This window comes from Rhodoglobus sp. G.S.4 (assembly GCF_056619605.1).
Genome location: NZ_CM152748.1, coordinates 2,297,043 through 2,317,862, shown reverse-complemented (window position 1 = coordinate 2,317,862; position 20,820 = coordinate 2,297,043). Strand labels below are relative to the sequence as shown.

14 protein-coding genes are annotated in these 20,820 nt (G+C 59.9%); 11 read left to right on the top strand and 3 right to left on the bottom strand.

The features are described 5' to 3' along the window. Positions 1-7 precede the first annotated feature (7 nt). Positions 8-2,419 carry an ATP-dependent helicase gene (locus AC061P_RS11410; protein ID WP_449647394.1) on the top strand — a complete coding sequence of 804 codons (2,412 nt, stop codon included), beginning with the start codon at positions 8-10 and terminating at the stop codon, positions 2,417-2,419. Between the two features lie 28 nt (positions 2,420-2,447). Continuing rightward, positions 2,448-3,884: an RNB domain-containing ribonuclease gene (locus AC061P_RS11405; RefSeq protein ID WP_449647393.1), complete on the top strand. Its 1,437-nt coding sequence runs from the start codon at positions 2,448-2,450 to the stop codon at positions 3,882-3,884. Here the strand turns inward: AC061P_RS11405 and AC061P_RS11400 are convergent. Beyond that, entirely contained in the window at positions 3,881-4,663 is a 783-nt protein-coding gene (locus tag AC061P_RS11400) for an oxygenase MpaB family protein (RefSeq protein ID WP_449647392.1), read from the bottom strand. The two genes, AC061P_RS11405 and AC061P_RS11400, sit on opposite strands and share 4 nt — an antisense overlap. Before the next feature lie 189 nt (positions 4,664-4,852). Between AC061P_RS11400 and sucC the strand changes: the two genes are divergently transcribed. Both sucC and sucD read left to right on the top strand, forming a co-directional pair. Then, entirely contained in the window at positions 4,853-6,022 is a 1,170-nt protein-coding gene (sucC, locus tag AC061P_RS11395) for an ADP-forming succinate--CoA ligase subunit beta (protein WP_449648201.1), read from the top strand. A 10-nt stretch (positions 6,023-6,032) separates the two neighbouring features. Then, positions 6,033-6,920 carry a succinate--CoA ligase subunit alpha gene (sucD, locus tag AC061P_RS11390; RefSeq protein WP_449647391.1) on the top strand — a complete coding sequence of 296 codons (888 nt, stop codon included), beginning with the start codon at positions 6,033-6,035 and terminating at the stop codon, positions 6,918-6,920. Between the two features lie 83 nt (positions 6,921-7,003). Here the strand turns inward: sucD and AC061P_RS11385 are convergent, their stop codons facing one another. Together AC061P_RS11385 and AC061P_RS11380 are read right to left on the bottom strand one after the other, a co-directional pair. Then, entirely contained in the window at positions 7,004-7,669 is a 666-nt protein-coding gene (locus tag AC061P_RS11385) for a DUF4166 domain-containing protein (RefSeq protein WP_449648200.1), read from the bottom strand. A 5-nt stretch (positions 7,670-7,674) separates the two neighbouring features. After that, positions 7,675-8,268, bottom strand: coding sequence for an SRPBCC family protein (locus AC061P_RS11380; RefSeq protein WP_449647390.1), 594 nt, complete (start codon positions 8,266-8,268; stop codon positions 7,675-7,677). A gap of 253 nt (positions 8,269-8,521) precedes the next feature. Between AC061P_RS11380 and AC061P_RS11375 the strand changes: the two genes are divergently transcribed. From AC061P_RS11375 to AC061P_RS11345, 7 genes are all read left to right on the top strand, one after another. Next, positions 8,522-12,121, top strand: a complete 3,600-nt coding sequence (locus tag AC061P_RS11375) for a S8 family serine peptidase (protein ID WP_480391249.1) — start codon at positions 8,522-8,524, stop codon at positions 12,119-12,121. 216 nt (positions 12,122-12,337) lie between these two features. Further along, positions 12,338-13,552: a cell division protein PerM gene (locus AC061P_RS11370; protein WP_449647388.1), complete on the top strand. Its 1,215-nt coding sequence runs from the start codon at positions 12,338-12,340 to the stop codon at positions 13,550-13,552. Between the two features lie 9 nt (positions 13,553-13,561). Beyond that, positions 13,562-14,146: a phosphoribosylglycinamide formyltransferase gene (gene purN, locus AC061P_RS11365; RefSeq protein ID WP_449647387.1), complete on the top strand. Its 585-nt coding sequence runs from the start codon at positions 13,562-13,564 to the stop codon at positions 14,144-14,146. 5 nt (positions 14,147-14,151) lie between these two features. Continuing rightward, entirely contained in the window at positions 14,152-15,753 is a 1,602-nt protein-coding gene (gene purH / locus AC061P_RS11360; RefSeq protein ID WP_449647386.1) for a bifunctional phosphoribosylaminoimidazolecarboxamide formyltransferase/IMP cyclohydrolase, read from the top strand. 57 nt (positions 15,754-15,810) lie between these two features. Continuing rightward, on the top strand, positions 15,811-17,010 hold the full coding sequence (gene ddaH / locus AC061P_RS11355) for a dimethylargininase (protein WP_480391248.1): 1,200 nt from the start codon (positions 15,811-15,813) through the stop codon (positions 17,008-17,010). A gap of 272 nt (positions 17,011-17,282) precedes the next feature. Continuing rightward, entirely contained in the window at positions 17,283-18,989 is a 1,707-nt protein-coding gene (locus AC061P_RS11350; RefSeq protein ID WP_480392179.1) for an ABC transporter ATP-binding protein, read from the top strand. Continuing rightward, a complete protein-coding gene (locus AC061P_RS11345) occupies positions 18,986-20,791 on the top strand; it encodes an ABC transporter ATP-binding protein (RefSeq protein ID WP_480391247.1) in 1,806 nt (601 codons plus the stop codon). The genes AC061P_RS11350 and AC061P_RS11345 overlap by 4 nt, the downstream gene beginning before the upstream one ends. Positions 20,792-20,820 lie beyond the last annotated feature (29 nt).

Genomic DNA, 20,820 nt, shown 5'->3' with positions numbered 1-20,820 from the left:
AGGAGCCATGACGACAGTTTTTGACCCCTCTGACCCTGGCCGTTCTGCAGACGGCGATTCCGTTCGTGACCCGCTGCTTGATGGGCTCAACCCTCGTCAGCGTGAAGCGGTCGAATATCGTGGCCCCTCGTTGCTGATTGTTGCCGGCGCCGGCTCGGGAAAAACGAGCGTGCTCACTCGCCGAATTGCGGGGCTGCTGCGCTCGAGAGAGGCCTGGCCGAGCCAGATTCTGGCGATCACCTTTACCAACAAGGCTGCGGCCGAGATGCGCGAACGTGTCGCGGCAATTGTGGGCAACACCGCCGAGGGAATGTGGATTTCCACCTTCCACTCCGCCTGCGTGCGCATTTTGCGTCGGGAAGCTGAAGCATTCGGGTTCTCCAAAAACTTCACCATTTACGACTCTGCCGACAGCAAGGCCCTGCTCAAGCGGATCCTCAAAGAGCTCGACGCCGACATGTATGGGTTGACGGTCAGCAAGGCGGCGAACCGCATCTCTCAGCTCAAAAATGAGCTAACCGACGTTGACGGTTTTGCTCGCGATGCCAACATGAGCGACCCGGCGGAGAAGAAGTTCCTTGAAGTCTTCCGGCGCTACACGCGTGGACTCAGCGACGCCAACGCTTTCGACTTTGACGACCTCATTGGCCAAACCGTGTACCTGTTTAGGGCGTTTCCTCACATCGCGGCCACCTACCAGCGCCGCTTCAAGCACATCCTGGTCGACGAATATCAGGACACCAACCACGCTCAGTACTCGCTGATTCGCGAGCTCACGAGACCACCAGCCCCTGAACAGTTTGAATCGTCGCAGGGCATGCTCGTGCAGGGCAGCAGCACCGGCGCTGAAGCGGAGGCCGCGTCGCTGACCGTGGTCGGCGACAGCGACCAGTCCATTTATGCGTTCCGCGGAGCCGACATCCGCAACATTGTTGAATTCGAGCGAGACTTTCCCCGCTCGACAGTGATTCTGCTTGAACAGAACTATCGCTCGACGCAGACGATTTTGGATGCCGCCAATGCGGTGATCTCGAACAACTTCGATCGCAAAGACAAGAAGCTCTTCACGACGATCGGTGAGGGCGACAAGATTGTCGGCTTCACCGGTTATTCGGGTCATGATGAAGCGCAATTCATTGCGGATGAGATTCAGAAGCTGCACGACGAAGGCGTTGCGTACAAAGACGTCGCGGTCTTCTATCGCACCAACTCGCAGACGCGTGCCCTTGAAGAGATCTTCATCCGGGCAGCTCTGCCGTACCGGGTGCTCGGCGGAACGAAGTTCTACGAGCGTGCGGAAATCAAAGATGCGTTTGGTTACCTGATTGCGGTCGCGAACCCGGCAGATCCGCTGGCGCTGCGTCGAATCATGAATACCCCGAAGCGCGGCATTGGTCCGGCGACCGAAGCCGCGCTGCAGGCGTGGGCGGATGACCGGGGCGTAACCCTGCGGGATGCGATGCGCAATGCCGCCGAACTAGGGCTCGGCCCGAAGGTAACGAAAGCAATTATTGACCTTGCCCGACTTCTTGATGACGTTATGGCGAAGGTCGAAACGGCTAAGCCTGCCGACATCCTTAATGAACTCTTGGATCGTTCAGGCTATGTTCGCGCGTTGCGCGCATCGCTAGACCCGCAGGATGAGGCTCGCGCCGAGAACGTCGATGAGTTGATCGCGGTCACGAAGGAGTTCGGAAAGAACAATCCCGACGGAACTCTTCTGGACTTCCTCACCGAGGTCTCACTTGTCGCCGCGGCCGATGACCTCGACGATTCCAGCGGAACCGTTTCCCTCATGACGCTGCACACCGCAAAGGGACTCGAATACGACGCCGTATTCTTGACCGGCGTTGAAGAAGATCTCCTCCCGCACCGCATGTCGGCGAATGAGCCAGGCGGCCCAGCAGAGGAACGTCGACTTTTCTATGTCGGAATTACACGAGCGCGCAAGAGGCTCTTCCTTTCGCTTGCGATGACCCGCGCCCAGTTTGGCGAGGTCAACGTTGCGATGCCGAGTCGCTTCCTGCAAGAAATTCCGGCCGACCTTATCGAGTGGAAACAGTCTCCGGGCATGTCGAACTCACGAGGCGGACCCCAATCTCGGGCGCTCAACGCGCGGCGTGGCAACGGCGGCGGCGGAGGCTCATGGTCCAGCTCGCTTCGCGAAGCGGCGTCTGGTGGATTGCCTCCGGCACCGCCGCGCGCAAAGACCGAGTGGGCCAATGCGATTACAGCAACGGTTCGCGACAATGGTGATCTCACTCTGGCGGCTGGCGACCGCATCCGTCACACTGATTTCGGTGATGGCACGGTAAATCAGGTGACCGGCAACGGCCCGAAGAGCATCGCCGATGTTCAATTCGATACCGCCGGACGGAAGCGTCTGCTGATCAAGATTGCTCCCATTGAGAAACTTTGATTCCGAAAGTCACGACTATTCGGGCACCATGGCGCACGGAGAAGTGCGGCTTGTCGTTCCGCGCGTTCGACCGCACGACACCGATGACGCGCTTGCCGCAGCGCTCGTGCAGGTTCGGGTAGAACTCACACTGCCGACCGGGTTCAGTGCTGAAGTCGAAGAAGCGGCTGAGGCTGCCGTCGCAGCGTATGAGCCACCAGAACTTGATCTGACCGACATTCCCTTCGCCACGATCGATCCAGAGGGTGCGACCGATCTTGATCAGGCGCTCTATCTCGAGCGCACGGGCGAGACACTGCGGGTGCTGTATGCGATTGCCGAGGTCCCCGCTTTTGTGTGGCCGGGTTCGGCGGTGGATGCGGAGGCTCGAAAGCGTGGACAAACCCTGTATGCGCCGGATGGCCGGATTCCGCTGCATCCCACAGTGATCAGCGAAAACGCTGCGTCGTTGCTCGCCGGTGCCACACGACCAGCATTCGTCTGGACCTTTGACTTGGATGCTAGGGGTGAGGTCACCGCGACAACTCTGGTGCGTGCCCGCGTACGAAACCGTCGCCAATACAACTATGACGAAGTACAAGATCTGCTCGACAATGAACTCGCTGATGAGTCACTATCGTTGCTGCCCGAATTCGGCCGGCTGCGCGCCGAGCTCGAGCGTGAGCGGGGCGGGGCAAGTCTCAACCGTCCAGACGAAGAAGTAATGCTCGTTGATGGCACGTATGTTCTTGAGCGGCGCAGCCCGCTGCCCGTCGAGCAGTACAACGCTCACGTGTCCCTCATGACGGGCATGGAAGCCGCGCGCATCATGCTCGAAGGCAACGTGGGAATCTTGCGCACAATGCCAGCACCCGACACTGAAACGCTCGACCAGTTTCGCCGCCAAGTTGCCAGTCTTGGATGCCCATGGCCCGAGAACCAGAACTATGGCGAGTATCTGCGCGCCCTTGACCACAGCGATCCCCGTGCGCTCGCCGCGATTCATGCCGCCACATCACTCTTCAGGGGAGCCGGGTACACGGTATTCGACGGCGAACACCCCGAAGAAACCATTCAAGCTGCGGTCGCCGCACCGTATGCCCACGCGACGGCACCGCTACGCCGCCTCGTCGATCGTTTCGTGCTCGTCGCCTGTGAAGCCATCATCTCTGACCGCCGTGTGCCCAAGTGGGTGCGCAAAGCTCTCCCAGAACTACCCAAGATCATGGCGCGCACAAGCTCACTAGCCTCGCAGTTGGATCGTTCCTCGGTCAATGCCATAGAGGCAGCACTCTTGAGCGCGCGAGTGGGAGACGAGTTTGATGCAACGGTCGTTTCGGAGCGCGCTGGTGGCGGCATCATCCAGATCGCAGATCCGGTTATTACCGCCCGCATTGAGGGCACAGTCTCGGCCGGCTCGACGGTGCGAGCACGGCTCGTGACCGCCGACATCGCTAGCGGAACGGTGGAGTTCGTTCTCGCCTAGAGTGCGGCAGCACCGTTAGCGGTTGAACGCCGGAACTGAGCGAGGTAGCGCCGTTGCGCCGCGAACCTCACCCACTGCGGGAGACGCGGATACACGGTACGGGAGACCCGCATGATCCGGTCGAAACGTTTCTGGCTGTGGGGGAGCGCATAGGCATCGCGCAGCTCGGCACTGAGAAACCCGGCCGTGAGTACGCGCACGAGGGGCATCGATGACCGTAACCACCACGGCCCACCAGTCGGATGCAGCAACTGTTCGGCGACTCCTCGGCTCGCGTCCGTGACGCTCAACGAGGCCAGGCTCTCGTTCCAGTAGCGGGCGAATGCCGGCCGGTCGGCAGGCCACAGCGCACGCGGAACCCCGAGCGCAGTCGCAATCACCGCGTAGTCAGCGAGTAGAGCTTCGGCATCTTCCTCGCGCAGCGGACCAAAAACGGCTTCACGAACCCGCATTGCCGTGTCATAGAGCGTGGCAGCTACCCAGAGTTGCAGAGCGGGATCGCGGGCATCGTAACTCTCCGACCGCACCGGACGATGAGCCGCACCCACCCGCCGCGCAACCTCGGCAGCCTCCTCCGGCGTGCCATACACCGTGACATAGAGATACGTGAGGGTGCCGTTGAGGCGATCCAAGGGGCGCCGCGCAAAGTCGCTGTGCTCAGCCACCGCACGACCAACAGCAGGGTGCGCGATTTGCAACAGAATGGCCGTGCCGCCACCGGCCAACAGGGCGACGTCGGCAGAGACATCCGCAATTCTGAGGGGGTCGGATGTGGGCACACGGCCAGTTTAGGAGTGCCGAACCACAATATTCGCCGATCTTTCGCTCTCTACAGCCCGCTATCGGAAAACGTACAACCTTAGGCACGGTAAGCTTTTCCATTGGCGTGCGACTCATGGAGCCGACCAATTTGGCACCGATTCGCCGCCTTCCCCACTCACCATTACGCGCGGATTGGAATGAGCAGCGTGGATCTATTTGAGTACCAGGCCAGAGACGTATTTGAGTCCTATGGCGTACCAGTACTTGCCGGCCTGATTGCCGACACCCCAGAAGAAGCCAAAGCAGCAGCCGAAAAAATCGGTGGAACCGTTGTCGTCAAGGCTCAAGTCAAGACCGGCGGTCGCGGCAAAGCAGGTGGTGTCAAGGTTGTTCACAACGCTGATGATGCTTTCGCTGCAGCTGAGCAGATCCTTGGTCTCGACATCAACGGCCACACGGTCAAGCGAGTCATGGTTGCCGCTGGCGCCCGCATCGCGCAAGAGTTCTACTTCTCTGTGTTGCTCGACCGAGCAAACCGCTCGTACCTTTCGCTGTGCAGCGTAGAGGGCGGTGTGGAGATTGAGGTTCTTGCTGTTGAGCGTCCAGAAGCTCTCGCCAAGATCGAGATCAACCCGCTCACGGGCATTGACCTCGCTAAGGCCACCGAAATCGCGAAGGCTGCGAACTTCCCGGCCGAGCTCGTTGACAAGGTCGCCCCTGTCTTCGTGAAGCTCTACGACGTGTACAAGGGCGAAGACGCAACTCTCGTTGAGGTCAACCCCCTCGTCATCACCGAAGACGGCGACATCGTTGCTCTCGACGGCAAGGTATCGCTCGACGAGAACGCTGACTTCCGTCACCCCAAGCACGCATCGCTCGAAGATGCAGCGGCAGCCAACCCCCTCGAGGCGAAGGCGAAGGCTAACGGCCTCAACTACGTCAAGCTCGATGGTGAAGTTGGTGTCATCGGTAACGGTGCCGGCCTCGTCATGTCGACGCTGGATGTTGTTGCCTACGCTGGCGAAAACCACGGAAATGTGAAGCCAGCCAACTTCCTCGACATCGGTGGCGGAGCATCCGCAGAAGTTATGGCTGCCGGGCTCGACGTTATCCTCAACGACCCTCAGGTCAAGAGCGTGTTCGTCAACGTCTTCGGTGGAATCACCGCCTGTGACGCTGTTGCTAAGGGAATCGTGGGCGCGCTCGCAGAACTCGGCAGCTCAGCAAACAAGCCTCTCGTTGTCCGTCTCGACGGAAACAAGGTCGAGGAAGGTCGCGCCATTCTCGCTGAAGCGAACCACCCCCTCGTGACACTAGCCGCCTCTATGGACGAGGGCGCCGCCAAGGCTGCCGAACTCGCCAACGCCGCGAAGTAAGGAACCGAGCATGTCAATTTTCCTCAACAAGGATTCCAAAGTCATCGTCCAGGGCATCACCGGCGGTGAGGGCACCAAGCACACCGCTCTCATGCTCGCCGCTGGCACCCAGGTCGTTGGCGGTGTCAACGCCCGCAAGGCTGGCACCACAGTCGTTCATGGTGACGTTGAGCTGCCCGTATTCGGCACTGTTGCTGAAGCAATGGAGAAGACGGGAGCGGATGTTTCGATCGCTTTTGTTCCTCCGGCCTTCACCAAAGATGCCGTTGTCGAAGCTATCGACGCTGAGATCCCACTGCTCGTCATCATCACCGAGGGTGTTCCCGTCGGTGACTCGGCCGAGTTCTGGGCTTACGCGCAGGAGAAGGGCAACAAGACCCGCATTATTGGTCCGAACTGCCCCGGAATCATCACACCAGGTGAAGCACTCGTCGGCATCACGCCAGCGAACATCACCGGCAAGGGCCCGATCGGTCTCGTCTCCAAGTCGGGAACGCTCACGTACCAAATGATGTACGAACTCCGTGATCTCGGATTCTCGACCGCAATCGGTATCGGTGGCGACCCCATCATCGGCACCACGCACATCGACGCTCTTGAAGCGTTCGAGGCTGACCCCGAGACCAAGGCCATCGTCATGATTGGTGAGATCGGTGGAGACGCTGAAGAGCGTGCCGCTGAGTACATCAAGGCTCACGTCACGAAGCCCGTAGTCGGCTACGTTGCTGGCTTCACAGCCCCCGAAGGTAAGACCATGGGCCACGCCGGTGCGATCGTTTCTGGCTCAGCCGGAACCGCTCAGGCAAAGCAAGAAGCTCTAGAAGCTGCCGGTGTGAAGGTCGGCAAGACGCCGTCCGAAGCTGCCAAGCTCATGCGCGAAATTCTCGAAACTCTGTAGATTTCAGAAGCTGTAGCAAGCACTCTTCGCTACGATCAAGCGCCGCTCGTCTTCGTGACGAGCGGCGCTTGTCGTTTTTGGCGCTACTCGCGGTGTTCGTGCCTCACGGGCTTGAGCCGCTGCGGGGCGTCAGCGGCCTCCGGAAACTCGCACGTGAAGCGACCCGAGTAGCCGAAGAGGAACCCCCACAGGCGGTTGCGCACTTCGAGAGAGATCACGAACTCGTTAGTCTCATCGTCGAATGACTCCGTCAGGTCGGCGCGACCGCTGAAGAGCATGGGAAAGCGGAACGCGAACGGGCCCTCATAGAAGCGTTGGGCATCCGACCTCAAATGCAGGGAACCATTTTCAGTGACAGCAAGGTCGAGATCGACGGCCAAGTGTTGATGCGTGCCCAAGTAGTCAACTATGCGGTCGCCGGCGGTGTTGAGGACCATTGTCGCGTCGAAACGCGTTGGCTTCCTCCGCACCGAGTACTCGCGCACGAAAGTGACAGTTTCGCGGCCAAACGGGTCACGGTAGGGATAGTTCTCGATGCGAAAGGCAACGTTGTCGCCGATATCTGGCGTCAGGATGTTGCGAAACCACCCGATCCACAAGAACGGAACCGTCCACCACGGTCCACGACGGATGCTCGACATGGTGCCCGTGCCAACAACCCCGTAGCTCGCCTCAAGTCCGACTCCAAAGCGCTTCTGGAGCATCGGGTGCAGCCGATCAAAGTCATCGCCAAGAACGGTTGCGAACATCGAAGTCACGGTGTCTCCAAAGTGTTGAGGGTCGCGGGGGCATCATCCATGGCGTGACCGCGTCGTGGGCTGCGGCGACAGTGCCGAGCCTGTGGACGACCGGGCTTCCAGAAGGCAAAGGGTGAGTGCGGTTCGATGTCGCTTTCGGCCCACAGGCGCAGGCTGTCGAAGCTCCACGCGGTGAGCCAGCCAACGACGGGCCTGATGAGGATGCGGTCGAAAAAGCTGCCCCAGGCCGGTTGGTAGTCGTAGCCGGTGATGAAGCGCGTGCCGCCGGGGATGGGCACATAGCGCCAGTATCCGCGGCCGTCGCCAAGCGGCGAGAGGCGATCCGTGGTGGTGAATTTCAGAGCGGAGGTGCGCGTGCCGTCTGGTCTGGTGATCTCACCTCGTGTGGTGCCCGCGCCCACGATCGTATGGAAGGGCATCCGGCGTTCGTAGCGAAAACGGTAGCCATCACTATCCAGCGTTTCGGTAGGGGCGATGCGGCTGAAGCGCAAATCCCAGCGAGCATGAGCGTCGGTGTCTTGGGTGAGTTGCCAGACGGTGTCGATGTCTGCGGCGATATCGATTTCAACGTAAATCGGCGCGGACTTCATAATCCCATTATGAGTCATCCTCGATGGATGATGGCGGTTTTCTGCGACAGCATTCTTTCGCCTCAATTACCAGAGACGACTCGTTCCTCGTCCCCCAAAGAGTGGACAATGTGTCACGTTTTGATAACGATGGGGTAACAGGGGCCCCCTATAAAGGGGTAGACCGCCCCTATAGTGGCAATTGGCGAGTGCCCGACCGCCGACAACGCATGACCAAATTAGTAGTCCCATTCAGCGAAGAATAGGAACATTCGTGAGCATTCGAAGAGTCATATCGGCGGTGGCCGCGACAACACTCGTCGCCACTTCCCTGGTTACGGGCGCCGCACTCGGCGCCACAGCTGCACCAGCATCCATTGGTGGCGGCGGCCAAACTGAATTCACCCCCGGACGTTACATCGTCACCATGGTGGATCAGGCTGCAGCAACCTACGACGGCGGGGTTCGCGGTTTTGACGCGACAACTCCACCCGACGGTGAGCAGCTCAATCCCCGCCGACAAGTCGTGCAGGACTACACCGAATACTTGCAAGAGACACAGGACGATGTCGCAGCCTCAGTCGGTGCCGACATCGAATACTCCTACACGCTTGCCACTAACGGCTTCGCTGCAGACCTCACAGCCGCTCAGGCTGTCGAGCTCTCATCAAACAAGCTTGTAGCCTCGATCGTGCCCGATGAACTCAAGAAGATCACGGCAGCGCAGCGCTCCACTGAATTCCTCGGGCTGGAAGGCGCCGACGGGCTGTGGGCATCCATCGGCGGCGCAGAAACTGCGGGAGAAGGCATCGTTGTTGGTGTTCTCGACACCGGCTTCGCCCCTGAGAACCCCGCGTTCGCTGGCGACCCGCTCGGAACCTCACCGGGGGCGGCGCCCTACCGCGACGGTGACGCAACCGTCTTTGCGAAGGCCGATGGCCAAACCTTTGTCGGAGCGTGCATCGAAGGCGAACAATTCACCGCCGATGACTGCACCACAAAAGTAATCAGCGCGCGTTACTTCGTCGATGGTTTCGGCGCGGGCAACCTCGGTGACGCCAGCGTTGGAGAATACGTGTCTCCTCGAGACGGAGATGGCCACGGATCCCACACGGCGAGCACCGCAGCAGGAAACCTCGAAGTTGACGCCACCGTTGGCGGAAACGCGCTTGGATACTTCTCCGGCGTCGCTCCGGCAGCCAAAATCGCCGCCTACAAAGTTTGCTGGAGCGGACCAGACCCGGTCGCAACGACCGACGACGGTTGTGCATCCACTGACCTACTGGCCGCAATTGACCAGGCTGTTGCCGATGGCGTTGACGTGATCAACTACTCAATCGGTGGAGGAGCTGCCAGCAGCACCGTATCGCCGACCGACCAAGCATTCTTGGGTGCTGCCGCTGCCGGTGTCTTTGTTGCTGCTTCTGCAGGCAACGACGGCCCAGGCGCCTCAACACTCGACAACGCAGCGCCGTGGATCACCACGGTTGCTGCCAGCACCATCCCCAACTACGAAGCCACCGTCACCCTCGGCGATGGCCAAGAATTTGCGGGTGCCTCCATCACGGTCGACCTCGACCCTGCAGCTGAACCGTTGACGGGTGAACTCGTCAATGCGGCGGCTGTCGCTCTCGCCGGTGCGGTTGATCCCAATCTCTGCATGCCAGACACCCTCGACCCGGCGCTCGTCACCGGAAAAATCGTAGTCTGCGAACGCGGCGTAATTGCCCGCGTCGATAAGTCAGCAGAGGTTGCACGCGCCGGCGGTATTGGCGCGATCCTGGTAAACGTCACGCCGAGCTCGACAGACCTCGACACCCACGTGATCCCCACAGTGCACTTGGATGCTCGCTACCACGATCAAGTGATCGCCTATGCGGCAACTGAGGGTGCAACGGCAACCTTCACGCCGGGCAACGAAACGGCGTACCAGCCGCCGACACCACAGGTCGCTGGCTTCTCGTCACGCGGACCGGTCGAGGCTGACGGCAGCGACATCGTCAAGCCAGACATCTCGGCACCCGGCGTGGGAATCCTCGCCGCCGGTGCTAATGCTGAAGGTGCAGAACCGACCTTCCAGCTCCTGTCTGGTACGTCGATGTCATCACCCCATGTGGCCGGTCTCGCCGCGCTCTACCTCGGCGAGCGTCCCAACGCGACACCAGCGGAAATCAAGTCAGCGTTCATGACTACCGCCTACGACACGGTTGATGGGGACGGCAACCCCGTCACCGATCCGTTCACTCAGGGCGCTGGCCACATTGATCCGACCAAGTTCTTTGAACCTGGCCTGCTCTACCTGAACGGAATCGGCGATTGGCTGTCCTACATCGAGGGCGCCGGCTACGACGTGCTCGACCCCTCGGTCGTCGCGATTGATCCCAGCAATCTCAACCTGGCATCGATTGGTATCGGTTCATTGACGGCACCAGAGACGATTACTCGTACCGTGACCTCCACTCAGGCGGGCACCTTCGAAGCATCAATCTCAGTACCGGGAATCGACGCAACCGTCTCACCATCAACACTGACCTTCGGTGCTGCCGGTGAAACTCAGAGCTACGAAGTGACATTCAGCCGAACGGATGCTCCGCTCGACCAGTTCACCACTGGCTCGCTTACGTGGACCAGCGGCGACACAGTCGCGCACAGCCCCATCGCAGTGCGCCCCGTCACGATCGAGGCACCGTCGTCAGCTAGCGGAACCGGAACGTACGGCGCCGTTGACATCACCGTCACTCCTGGTGGAACCGGCGACATCCCGCTGACCTCGACCGGGCTGACTGCTGGAGTCTTCTATGAAGACCCAACGGGAGTCGAAACCGAGCACTCGGGTTCGGGTTCCAGCGGTGATGAGTTCGAGTACACAATGATCGTGCCGGAGGGTACGACCTATGCGCGCTTCGATCTCGACTCCATCGATGACACGGCCGACCTCGACCTAATCGTGTACCTGCTCAACGATGCGGGAACACCGATCGCGGGCTGGCAGTCGGCCACAGGCGATGCGGATGAGCGAGTGAACCTTGCTGATCCGACCCCGGGAAACTACCTGGTGATCGCTTCGGTCTATGCCGCGAACCCATCGACAGCGTTCGACGTCCGGACCTTCGCGGTGGTCCCTGGAGCTGGTGCGCCACTCGGATTGACCCCGGCAGTGCTCTCGGGCGTGCAGGGTGAACCGGCGACGTACACGGCATCGTGGGAAGGCCTCGCGCCCTTCACGAGCTACCTCGGTCTCATCAGCTACGGCGACACCGGTGCGGTGACAGCACTTGAGGTAGTTACTCAAGAGGATGTTGTTCCCGGTACTCCGGTAAACACCGTGCTGCCGTCGATCACCGGCAAGCCCATCGTTGGCAAAAAGCTCACCGCGAATCCGGGCGAGTGGGATGTTGACGGACTGAAGTTCAGCTACCAGTGGCAGGCAGACGGTACCGCAATTGCTGGTGCTGACAAGCGCAAGTACACGGTCACGAAAGCGGATGAGGGCAAGGCGATCACTGTCGTTGTCACCACGAGCAAGAAGGATGTGCCGAGTGCCAGTGCGACCTCTGAAGCTGTGATGATCAATTACAGCTCGAGCGTTAGCCTGTCGGTGAGCCGTCACATCGCATTCTCGTGGAACACGGTCAGTGCGAGCATCCGAGTAGCAACAGGTGAGGAGGCGGCTCCCACTGGAACCGTCAAGATCACTGTTGACGGCAAGAAGGTCGACACTGTCAAGCTGGGGGAAGCCGACAACGGAAAGGTGACGGTGAAGCTACCGAAACTCGATCGCGGGCTGCACCAAGTGAAGGCCGACTTTATGCCAGCCGGTGACAATGTGACTGGCTCGACGAGTCGCAACGATTGGGTGTGGATCGTCTTCTAGGCGCACACACCTCACGCACTACAACAACGGCTAGTCGTCCCCACAGGCGGCTGGCCGTTGTTGGTTGGGCGAGCCGTTCCGAGTCGTGAGTCTGGTTGCCAGTCGCGAGCTGCCCTTAGTCGTCAGTGGGGCGAGACAATTGCTCCCTGACAGATCGCGTATTTGCGGTAGGCCGCAACCACGGCCGCGGAGAGTGCGGGTACGCTCACGTTCGACATGAATCGCCAGCTCACACTCCTTTTCGCCGCCTTTGAGGCGCTCTTGGTGGCCGCCATTGGTATTGCGATACCGCTGGTTCCGCTGACGCTCCTGTGGGGCATCCACTACGGTCTTTCAATCGACTGGACTGTGTTCTGGCGTGGAGCCGTCGACATCTGGCTGGTTGGCCACGGAGTCGATATCACAGTGGTCTTGGACCCGACAGTGTCGCAATCGCTGGGTTTCGCCGAAGCTAGTACCCCCGTCACAATCACGATGGCGTTGTTAGGTTTTTCGCTGCTCACCGTACTTTTGGGAGTTCGTGCCGGTCGCCGCGTTGCGGAGACCTCGCACGCACTACTCGGCACTCTTTCGTCCCTCGTCACGTTTGGGCTTGCGTCGCTCGTGGTCACCCTCTCGGCGCAGCATCCCGTTGCCAATCCTTCGCTCTGGCAGGGCACGCTGCTGCCAACACTGGTGTTCGCGGTTGGACTCTTCATCGGCAGCCAGGTCGTTACTACTAAGAGCCGCGCCGTCGGCCCCTTACGCCGTTGGGTTCTTGGCTGGCCCATAACTGTTCGCACCGTGTTGGCTACTTCGCTGCGAGGTGGGGCGATCGCAGCGGCCGGGCTACTGACTCTTGCCTCCATCGCGACCATGCTGGCGATCATCACGTCGTATGCCGAAATCATCAGTCTGTATGAAGCCCTGCATACCGAAGTGCTTGGTGGAGTTGCGGTGACTCTGGGGCAAATCGCGCTGCTACCCAACATTGTGCTTTGGGCTACGTCATGGCTCGTAGGTCCCGGCTTCGCGATCGGCGCAGGCTCAACCGTCTCGCCACTGGCGACTGCTCTGGGGCCGATTCCGGCAATCCCGGTGTTCGGCGCATTACCTACGGGAGATTTCTCCTTTGGTTACGTAGGGCTGCTCGCTCCCGTCGTCGTCGGTTTCTTGGTGGCAGCTGTTCTCGGCCCCCGCATCGCTGGCGAACTTCGTCGACGCGAGCTGGCGATTGTTGCGCTCGGTATCGGGGCAACAGCCGCGACGATCATCGGGCTACTCGTGTGGGCTTCGGCAGGTTCTGCCGGGCCGGGGCGACTCATCGAGGTCGGCCCTCAGCCGTGGATCGTCTCGGCGTGGGCCTTCGTGGAGTTCTCGGTGGCTGCCGGTCTCGGATTGTTGACTTCTGCTCGCCCGGAGCGGGCAGATGACGGCTTCACGCAACGCTAGGCTGGGTCTGTGCTCACACTCGTTGTCTTGATCTCAGGGGGCGGGTCTAACCTCGCAGCCCTGCTCGAAGCGGCCGAAAGCGCCGATTTTCCCGCCCGCGTCCTCGCGGTGGGCGCCGACCGCGCAGCCGACGGTCTCGATCATGCCGAGCATTACGGCATCCCCACCTTTACCGTGCCCATGTCGAGCTTCGCTAGTCGCGAAGAGTGGGGCGATGAACTGCTCGAGCAGATCCAATTGTGGAATGCCGACCTTGTGGTGCTGAGCGGTTTCATGAAGCTGCTTCCGCCGCGCGTTGTCGAGGCGCTGTCGCCAAACATCATCAACACGCACCCGGCCTATCTGCCCGAGTTCCCTGGCGCTCATGCGGTTCGGGATGCTCTCACTGCCGGGGCTACTCAGACTGGTGCCAGCGTTATCAAGGTCGACAACGGTGTCGATAGCGGTCCGATCATCGTGCAAGAGCGCGTAGCAATCGAACCGGGAGACACCGAAGAGCACCTGCACGCGCGGATTAAGCCGGTCGAGCGCCGCCTCCTCGTGCAGACGATCGAAGACATTGCTCACAATCGCATCAACCTAAAGGAACTCTGAATCCTATGAGCGGCCCAAGCCACAACCCAGCCGATTTCCGCGAACGAGACATCGTTCCGATCCGACGTGCCCTCATTTCGGTGAGCGACAAGTCAGGGCTCCTTGAGCTTGCTGGTGCGCTCGCAGCCGCCGGCGTAGAGCTGGTCTCGACCGGGTCGACCGCCAAGACGATCGCCGCTGCTGGCCACGAAGTCACCGAGGTCTCGAGTGTCACCGGATTTCCCGAGTCGCTCGATGGCCGCGTAAAAACCCTGCACCCTGCCGTGCATGCCGGCATCCTTGCTGACCTCCGACTTGAGTCGCACGAAGCTCAACTCGAAGAACTCGGCATCAAGGCATTCGACCTCGTCGTCGTGAACCTGTACCCCTTCGTCGAGACCGTTGCATCGGGGGCCGCTCCCGCCGACATTGTCGAGCAGATCGACATCGGCGGCCCTGCCATGGTGCGTGCCTCGGCCAAAAACCACGCCAATGTTGCCATCGTCACGAGCCCAGACAGTTACAACGAAATCATTGCGGCCGCTGCTGGCGACGGCACGACTTTTGCACAGCGATATGCACTCGCATCGCAGGCCTTCGCCCACACTGCTGCCTATGACACCGCCGTTTCGCAGTGGTTCCTGACCGGCGCACTGCTCGGCGAATCGGATGCCGCGGCATCCGCCCCTACCTTCCCGACGCACATCGATGTTGCTGCCGACCAGCTCGCGGTACTGCGCTACGGCGAAAATTCGCACCAGCAGGCGGGCCTCTATGGCATTGCTCGCTCCAGCGGAATCGCCCAGGCTACCCAGCTTGGTGGCAAAGAAATGTCATACAACAACTACGTGGATGCCGACGCCGCTCTGCGCGCCGCCTACGACCACGAGACTCCCGCCGTCGCGGTCATCAAGCACGCTAACCCGTGTGGAATCGCCACTGCGGCGACCATCGCAGAAGCTCACGTTTTGGCGCACGCCTGCGACCCCATCTCGGCCTATGGCGGAGTTATTGCCGCAAATGGCATCATCACGAAGGCGGCCGCAGAATCGATTTCGCCGATTTTCACCGAGGTTGTTGTTGCTCCTGGTTTCGAACCTGAAGCGTTAGAGATCTTGCAGGCGAAGAAGAATCTGCGCTTGCTGCAATTGCCTGAGGGTTATGCGCGTGAGGGCAGTGAGCTTCGCCAGATTTCGGGCGGAATGCTTGTGCAAGAACTCGATAACCACTTCGCTGCGCCTTCGACGTGGACGCTTGCGGCAGGCGACCCCGCTGATGCCGCGACCATCGCCGATCTTGAGTTTGCGTGGCGAGCGGTGCGTGCTGTGAAATCGAACGCGATTTTGTTGGCTGATGGCGGAGCATCCGTTGGTGTGGGTATGGGCCAGGTTAACCGGGTTGACTCGTGCCAGTTGGCAATTTCGCGTGCCGGTGATCGTGCCAAGGGTTCGGTTGCGGCGAGTGACGCGTTCTTCCCTTTTGCCGACGGTTTGCAGTTGCTTCTTGATGCTGGTGTTCGTGCGGTTGTTCAGCCGGGCGGATCGATTCGGGACGAAGAAGTGATTGCTGCTGCGATCGAAGCTGGCGTCACGATGTACTTCACGGGTGAGCGTCACTTCTTCCACTAAGCGGGGCGAACTTCGCGTAGGGCAAATCCATATAATTTCACCGATATGTTGGGGACCATGATTAGTGTTGGTCGGCGCTTCGGCGCAGCTTTTGTTTCAGGAATTGCCGTCGCTGGCACCGTCTACTTGGCAACAGGTTTGGCGTTCTTCACGGCGAATGGGGCATCGGCAACGAATCTGCCAGCTATTGCTGAGTACTTCTTGCCGATGGCACTGGTGCTTTTCGTGTTGTATTCGCTTGTTTCAGCCTTGGCGATTCACCGTTATTGGTTCACGGCAGCCGTTGTTGGCCTCGTGCTTGGTGTCGTCTCGGCGGTTGCTGGCACTGCCCTCGGCATCATTGCGACGGGAGCAGAACTGAATGCTGAAGCATTTACGTTCATTCTCGCGACGTTGATCGGCACGAACCTGATCTTCGTTGTCGTCACTATCATTGCCGCGATCACGGTGGGCCGCCGGGTCTGGAACGCCTTCACTGTGACTGCCGTTCAGCCGACTCAGTTGATCGCTCTGGTTCGCGCACCGTCTTCGCGCATGGCCGAGGGCGAACTGACGCACCTTGACCGGGTTCCGGTCGATGCTGACCTCGCTGACACCCAGTGGGAGGGCTATGTTGAGGCTCTTCGGGCCAACGGTTTCGAGACAATCGAGGTAGCCGCTGCCGATGAGCTCGCCGATTCTGTCTTCATTGAAGACACTGTGGTGATCTTCGGAGATGTCGCAGTGCTCACAAGCCCCGGCGCTGAAAGCCGTCAGGCCGAGATTGACGCAGTGCGGGCAAGCGTTTCCGCTTTGCCTCTCGAACTGCACGAGATCACTTCGCCTGGCACGCTCGATGGTGGTGACGTGCTCAAGGTCGGATCTACCGTGTACGTCGGTCGCGGTGGGCGAACGAATGCTGAGGGCATCCGTCAGCTTCGTGCTCTTGTTACTCCTCTTGGCTACACGGTGATCGCTGTTCCCGTGGAGAAGGTTCTTCATCTGAAGAGTGGTGTCACTGCTCTGCCTGATGGAACGGTGATCGGTTTCCCCGCCCTGGTCGACAATGTTGACCTTTACGATCGCTTCTTGGCAGTTCCCGAAGCTGAAGGTGCCGCTGTTGTTGTGCTGTCGGATGATGCTGTGCTCATGTCGTCGTCAGCACCCAAGACTGCGGCACTCATCGAAAATCTCGGGTACCGCGTTGTCACAGTTGACGTTTCTGAGTTTGAGAAAATGGAAGGCTGCGTCACGTGCCTGTCGGTGCGCATTCGCTGATTTGAGCCAATTTCAGAAAATCGTGGTTTGACGATTGTGAATACGCTGCGGCAGGCATATCCTAAAAAGCTGTCTGCTTAGCGTCGACCCCGACAATCGCAGCGGTTCACGGTCGCAACCGACGCGACCCGCAGTAATCATGATCGCCCTGCGCGGCGATCCCTTCTCGTCAAGGAACCACGGTGTCACAACAGTCAGTCAAGCCCGAGCGCTCACAAGGCGTCGGCACCTTTGCGGCAATCCGCCGACTTTACCCCTATGTCAAACCGGCGATGCCGCACATTTATTTGGGGATGAGTGCTGCTCTTGCTGCGGGCATTGTCGCGTTGCTCATTCCGCAGGTGTTGCGTTCGCTCGTTGACGGTCCGCTGCAATCGGGGGACTCTTCGCAGATTTGGCCCGCGTTCCTCATTGTCTTGGGGCTGGGAATTGTCGAAGCGATCATGATCGCCCTGCGTCGATTCTTCGTGCTTACGCCGGGAACGCACGTTGAAGCCCGAATGCGCAACACCCTCTACATGACGCTGCAGCATCTGCCGGTGAGCTTCCACGACCGGTGGCCGAGTGGACAACTGCTGTCGCGCGCTGTGAGCGATCTCAACCTCATCCGTCGCTGGCTTTCGTTCGGCCTCGTGCTGCTCGTGGTTAACGTGCTCACGATCATCGTCGGGCTCATCTTCCTGGTCAACATTTCGTGGGTGCTTGGCGTCATCTTCATTGTCACGTCAATTCCGCTGTGGATTTACGGTTACGTCTTCGAAAAGAAGTACTCGATCGTGGCTCGCCGTAGTCAAGACCAAACCGGTGACTTGGCTACCGCTGTGGAGGAGTCAGTGCACGGCATCCGTGTATTGAAGGCCTTTGGGCGGGGCAATCACGCGCTGACTGGTTTCTCGGCGCAGGCCGAGAGTCTGCGTGGCACCGAGATTGAAAAGGCGCGCGCGATCGCGGGTATCTGGCTGTGGTTGCTTCTTGTTCCCGACGTGATGTTTGCGCTTGGTTTGCTTGGCGGCGTGTGGCTTGTCGTGCAGGGCAACATCTCTGCCGGCGACTTGGTCGCTTTCTTTGCCACAGCGACCGTCTTGCGTTTTCCTGTGGAGTCGATCGGCTTCCTGCTGTCGATGACCTTCGATACTCGCACGGCTGCCGACCGCTTCTTCGAAGTGATGGATTCGGAGAATCCCATCACCGACCCCGAGAATCCCGAAACGATCACGGAGAGCAAGGGATTGCTCGAATTCACGAACGTGCACTTCCGGTACCCCGATTCGCCGGCGAACGTTCCCGACCTCATCAACGGGATCAATCTCCGTATCGAACCGGGGGAGACGATGGCCCTCGTCGGGCTGACAGGTTCAGGCAAGTCGACCATTACGGCGTTGACCACTCGTCTCTACGATGTCACCGAGGGCGCGATCACCATCGACGGAGTCGACATCCGCAACCTCACCCTCGTTGAGCTTCGCCGCCACCTAGCGATGGCTTTCGAAGACGCAACACTCTTCTCATCGAGTGTGCGAGAAAACGTGCTGATGGGCCGCCCTGACTCGACAGAAGAAGAATTGCGGTCTGCACTCGACATTGCGCAGGCGGACTTCGTCTACAACCTGCCAGCAGGGCTAGACACGCTGGTCGGCGAGGAAGGGCTGAGTCTCTCGGGAGGCCAACGTCAACGCCTCGCACTGGCCAGAGCTGTGGCCGCGCAACCAGCAGTGCTTGTGCTCGACGATCCGCTATCGGCACTCGACGTCGATACCGAAGCGCTTGTCGAAGCGGCACTCCGCCGCGTATTGAGCTCAACAACCGGACTCATTGTTGCCCACCGGCCGTCAACCGTCATGCTCGCCGACCGCGTCGCTCTTCTCGAAGATGGCAAAGTCACCGCGGTCGGAAAACACTCAGACCTGCTGGCGACCAGCAGTCACTATCGGTACGTCATATCCAGTCTTGAAGAGGAAGAGCAGGAGGTGCGCTCATGAGTGTTCTCGGTACCTCTGGAGAAGAGCGCAACGACTACACGAAAGACGAGAGCCGCCAGATTCGGCAGCGCTCACTTCGACTACTCGGATCGTTGATCTCGCCGCTGCGCGCCCGCGTCATTCTGACGATGGCTGTTGTCGTCGTCAGCACGGCAGCGCAGGTAGCTGGCCCGGCACTCATCGCTTTCGGCATTGACCGTGCCCTTCCTGCTCTCATTGATGGCAACAGCGTGCCGCTGGTTCTCACTGTTGCGGCTTACTTGATAACGGGTATCGCCGGCGCGACGATGATCGCCTGGTACACCGTGTTGAGTGCACGCGTGAGCCAAGCGATCCTTTTCGATCTGCGCAAGCGAGTGTTCCTGCACACTCAGCGATTGAGCCTTGAGTTTCACGAAAGCTACACCTCTGGGCGCATCATTGCGCGACAGACGAGCGATCTCGATGCGATTCGCGAACTGCTCGATTCGGGAATCAATCAGCTCGTGCAGGGTGCGCTGTACATGGTGTTCATTGCGATTGCGATGTTCTCCCTCGACTGGGTGAGTGGTGTCGTGTTGTTCTGCGCCCTCATCCCGCTCGCCTTCCTCACCCGCTGGTTCCAGTTGCGTTCGCAATTGCACTTCCGCGAAACCCGTACGGCCTCAGCCAAACTCATCGTGCAGTTTGTTGAGACGATGACAGGCATTCGTGCGGTGAAGGCCTTCCGCAAGGAGGAGCGCAACCGGGAACACTTCGGTGGGTTGGTGGAGAACTATCGGGATGCCAATGCCCGCGTCATCCAACTGTTCGGAATTTTCGATCCGGGTCTGGTTCTCATCGGAAACGTTGCTCTGGCAATGATCCTGCTGATCGGTGGCTTGCGCGTCTCGACGGGTGAGCTCGCGATTGGTGCCCTGCTTGGGGCGCTGCTCTATGCGCGGCAATTCTTTGCACCGGCCCAAGAGATGGCGATGTTCTACAACTCGTACCAGTCGGCCGCGGCCGCGCTCGAGAAGATCTCTGGTGTTCTTGAAGAGCAGCCGAGCGTTGCTGACCCCACGACTCCGATTGATTTGCGTAAGGCAAGCGGAACCGTGAAGTTCGACGGTGTTGAGTTTGCCTATAACTCCGACAAGGTGATTCTGCCCAAGTTCGATCTTGAGCTTCCCGCCGGTCAAACGGTGGCCATGGTGGGAACCACTGGTGCGGGAAAGTCGACCCTTGCCAAGCTGATTTCACGTTTCTACGACCCCAGCGAGGGCACCGTTTCTCTCGACGGTGTTGATCTGCGCAAACTGCACCCCAAAGATCTGCGCCGCGCGATCGTGATGGTCACGCAAGAGGCGTATCTGTTCTCGGGAAACGTTGCAGACAATATTGCCCTCGGCAAGCCCGATGCCACTCGAGAAGAGATCATCAAGGCCGCTAAAGCGGTTGGTGCTCACGAGTTCATCGAAGCGCTACCCAACGGTTATGAGACTGACGTGAATAAGCGTGGTGGGCGAGTGAGCGCCGGGCAACGACAACTGTTGTCGTTCGCGCGAGCGTTCATTGCTGACCCGGTGGTGTTGATTCTGGATGAGGCAACGGCTTCACTTGATATTCCGAGTGAGCGTCTCGTGCAGGCTGGCCTCCAGACGCTGCTCTCCGATCGCACGGCCATCATCATCGCCCACCGCCTCTCGACGGTGGCGATCGCTGACCGTGTTCTCGTCATGGAGCATGGCCGCATCGTCGAAGATGGCACTCCACAGGATCTGATCTCCGGAACTGGGCGCTTCGCGCAGTTGCACGCGGCCTGGCGTGACTCGCTCGTGTAGAGCGCTTTCGCAGTGAACCCTAGTCGCCG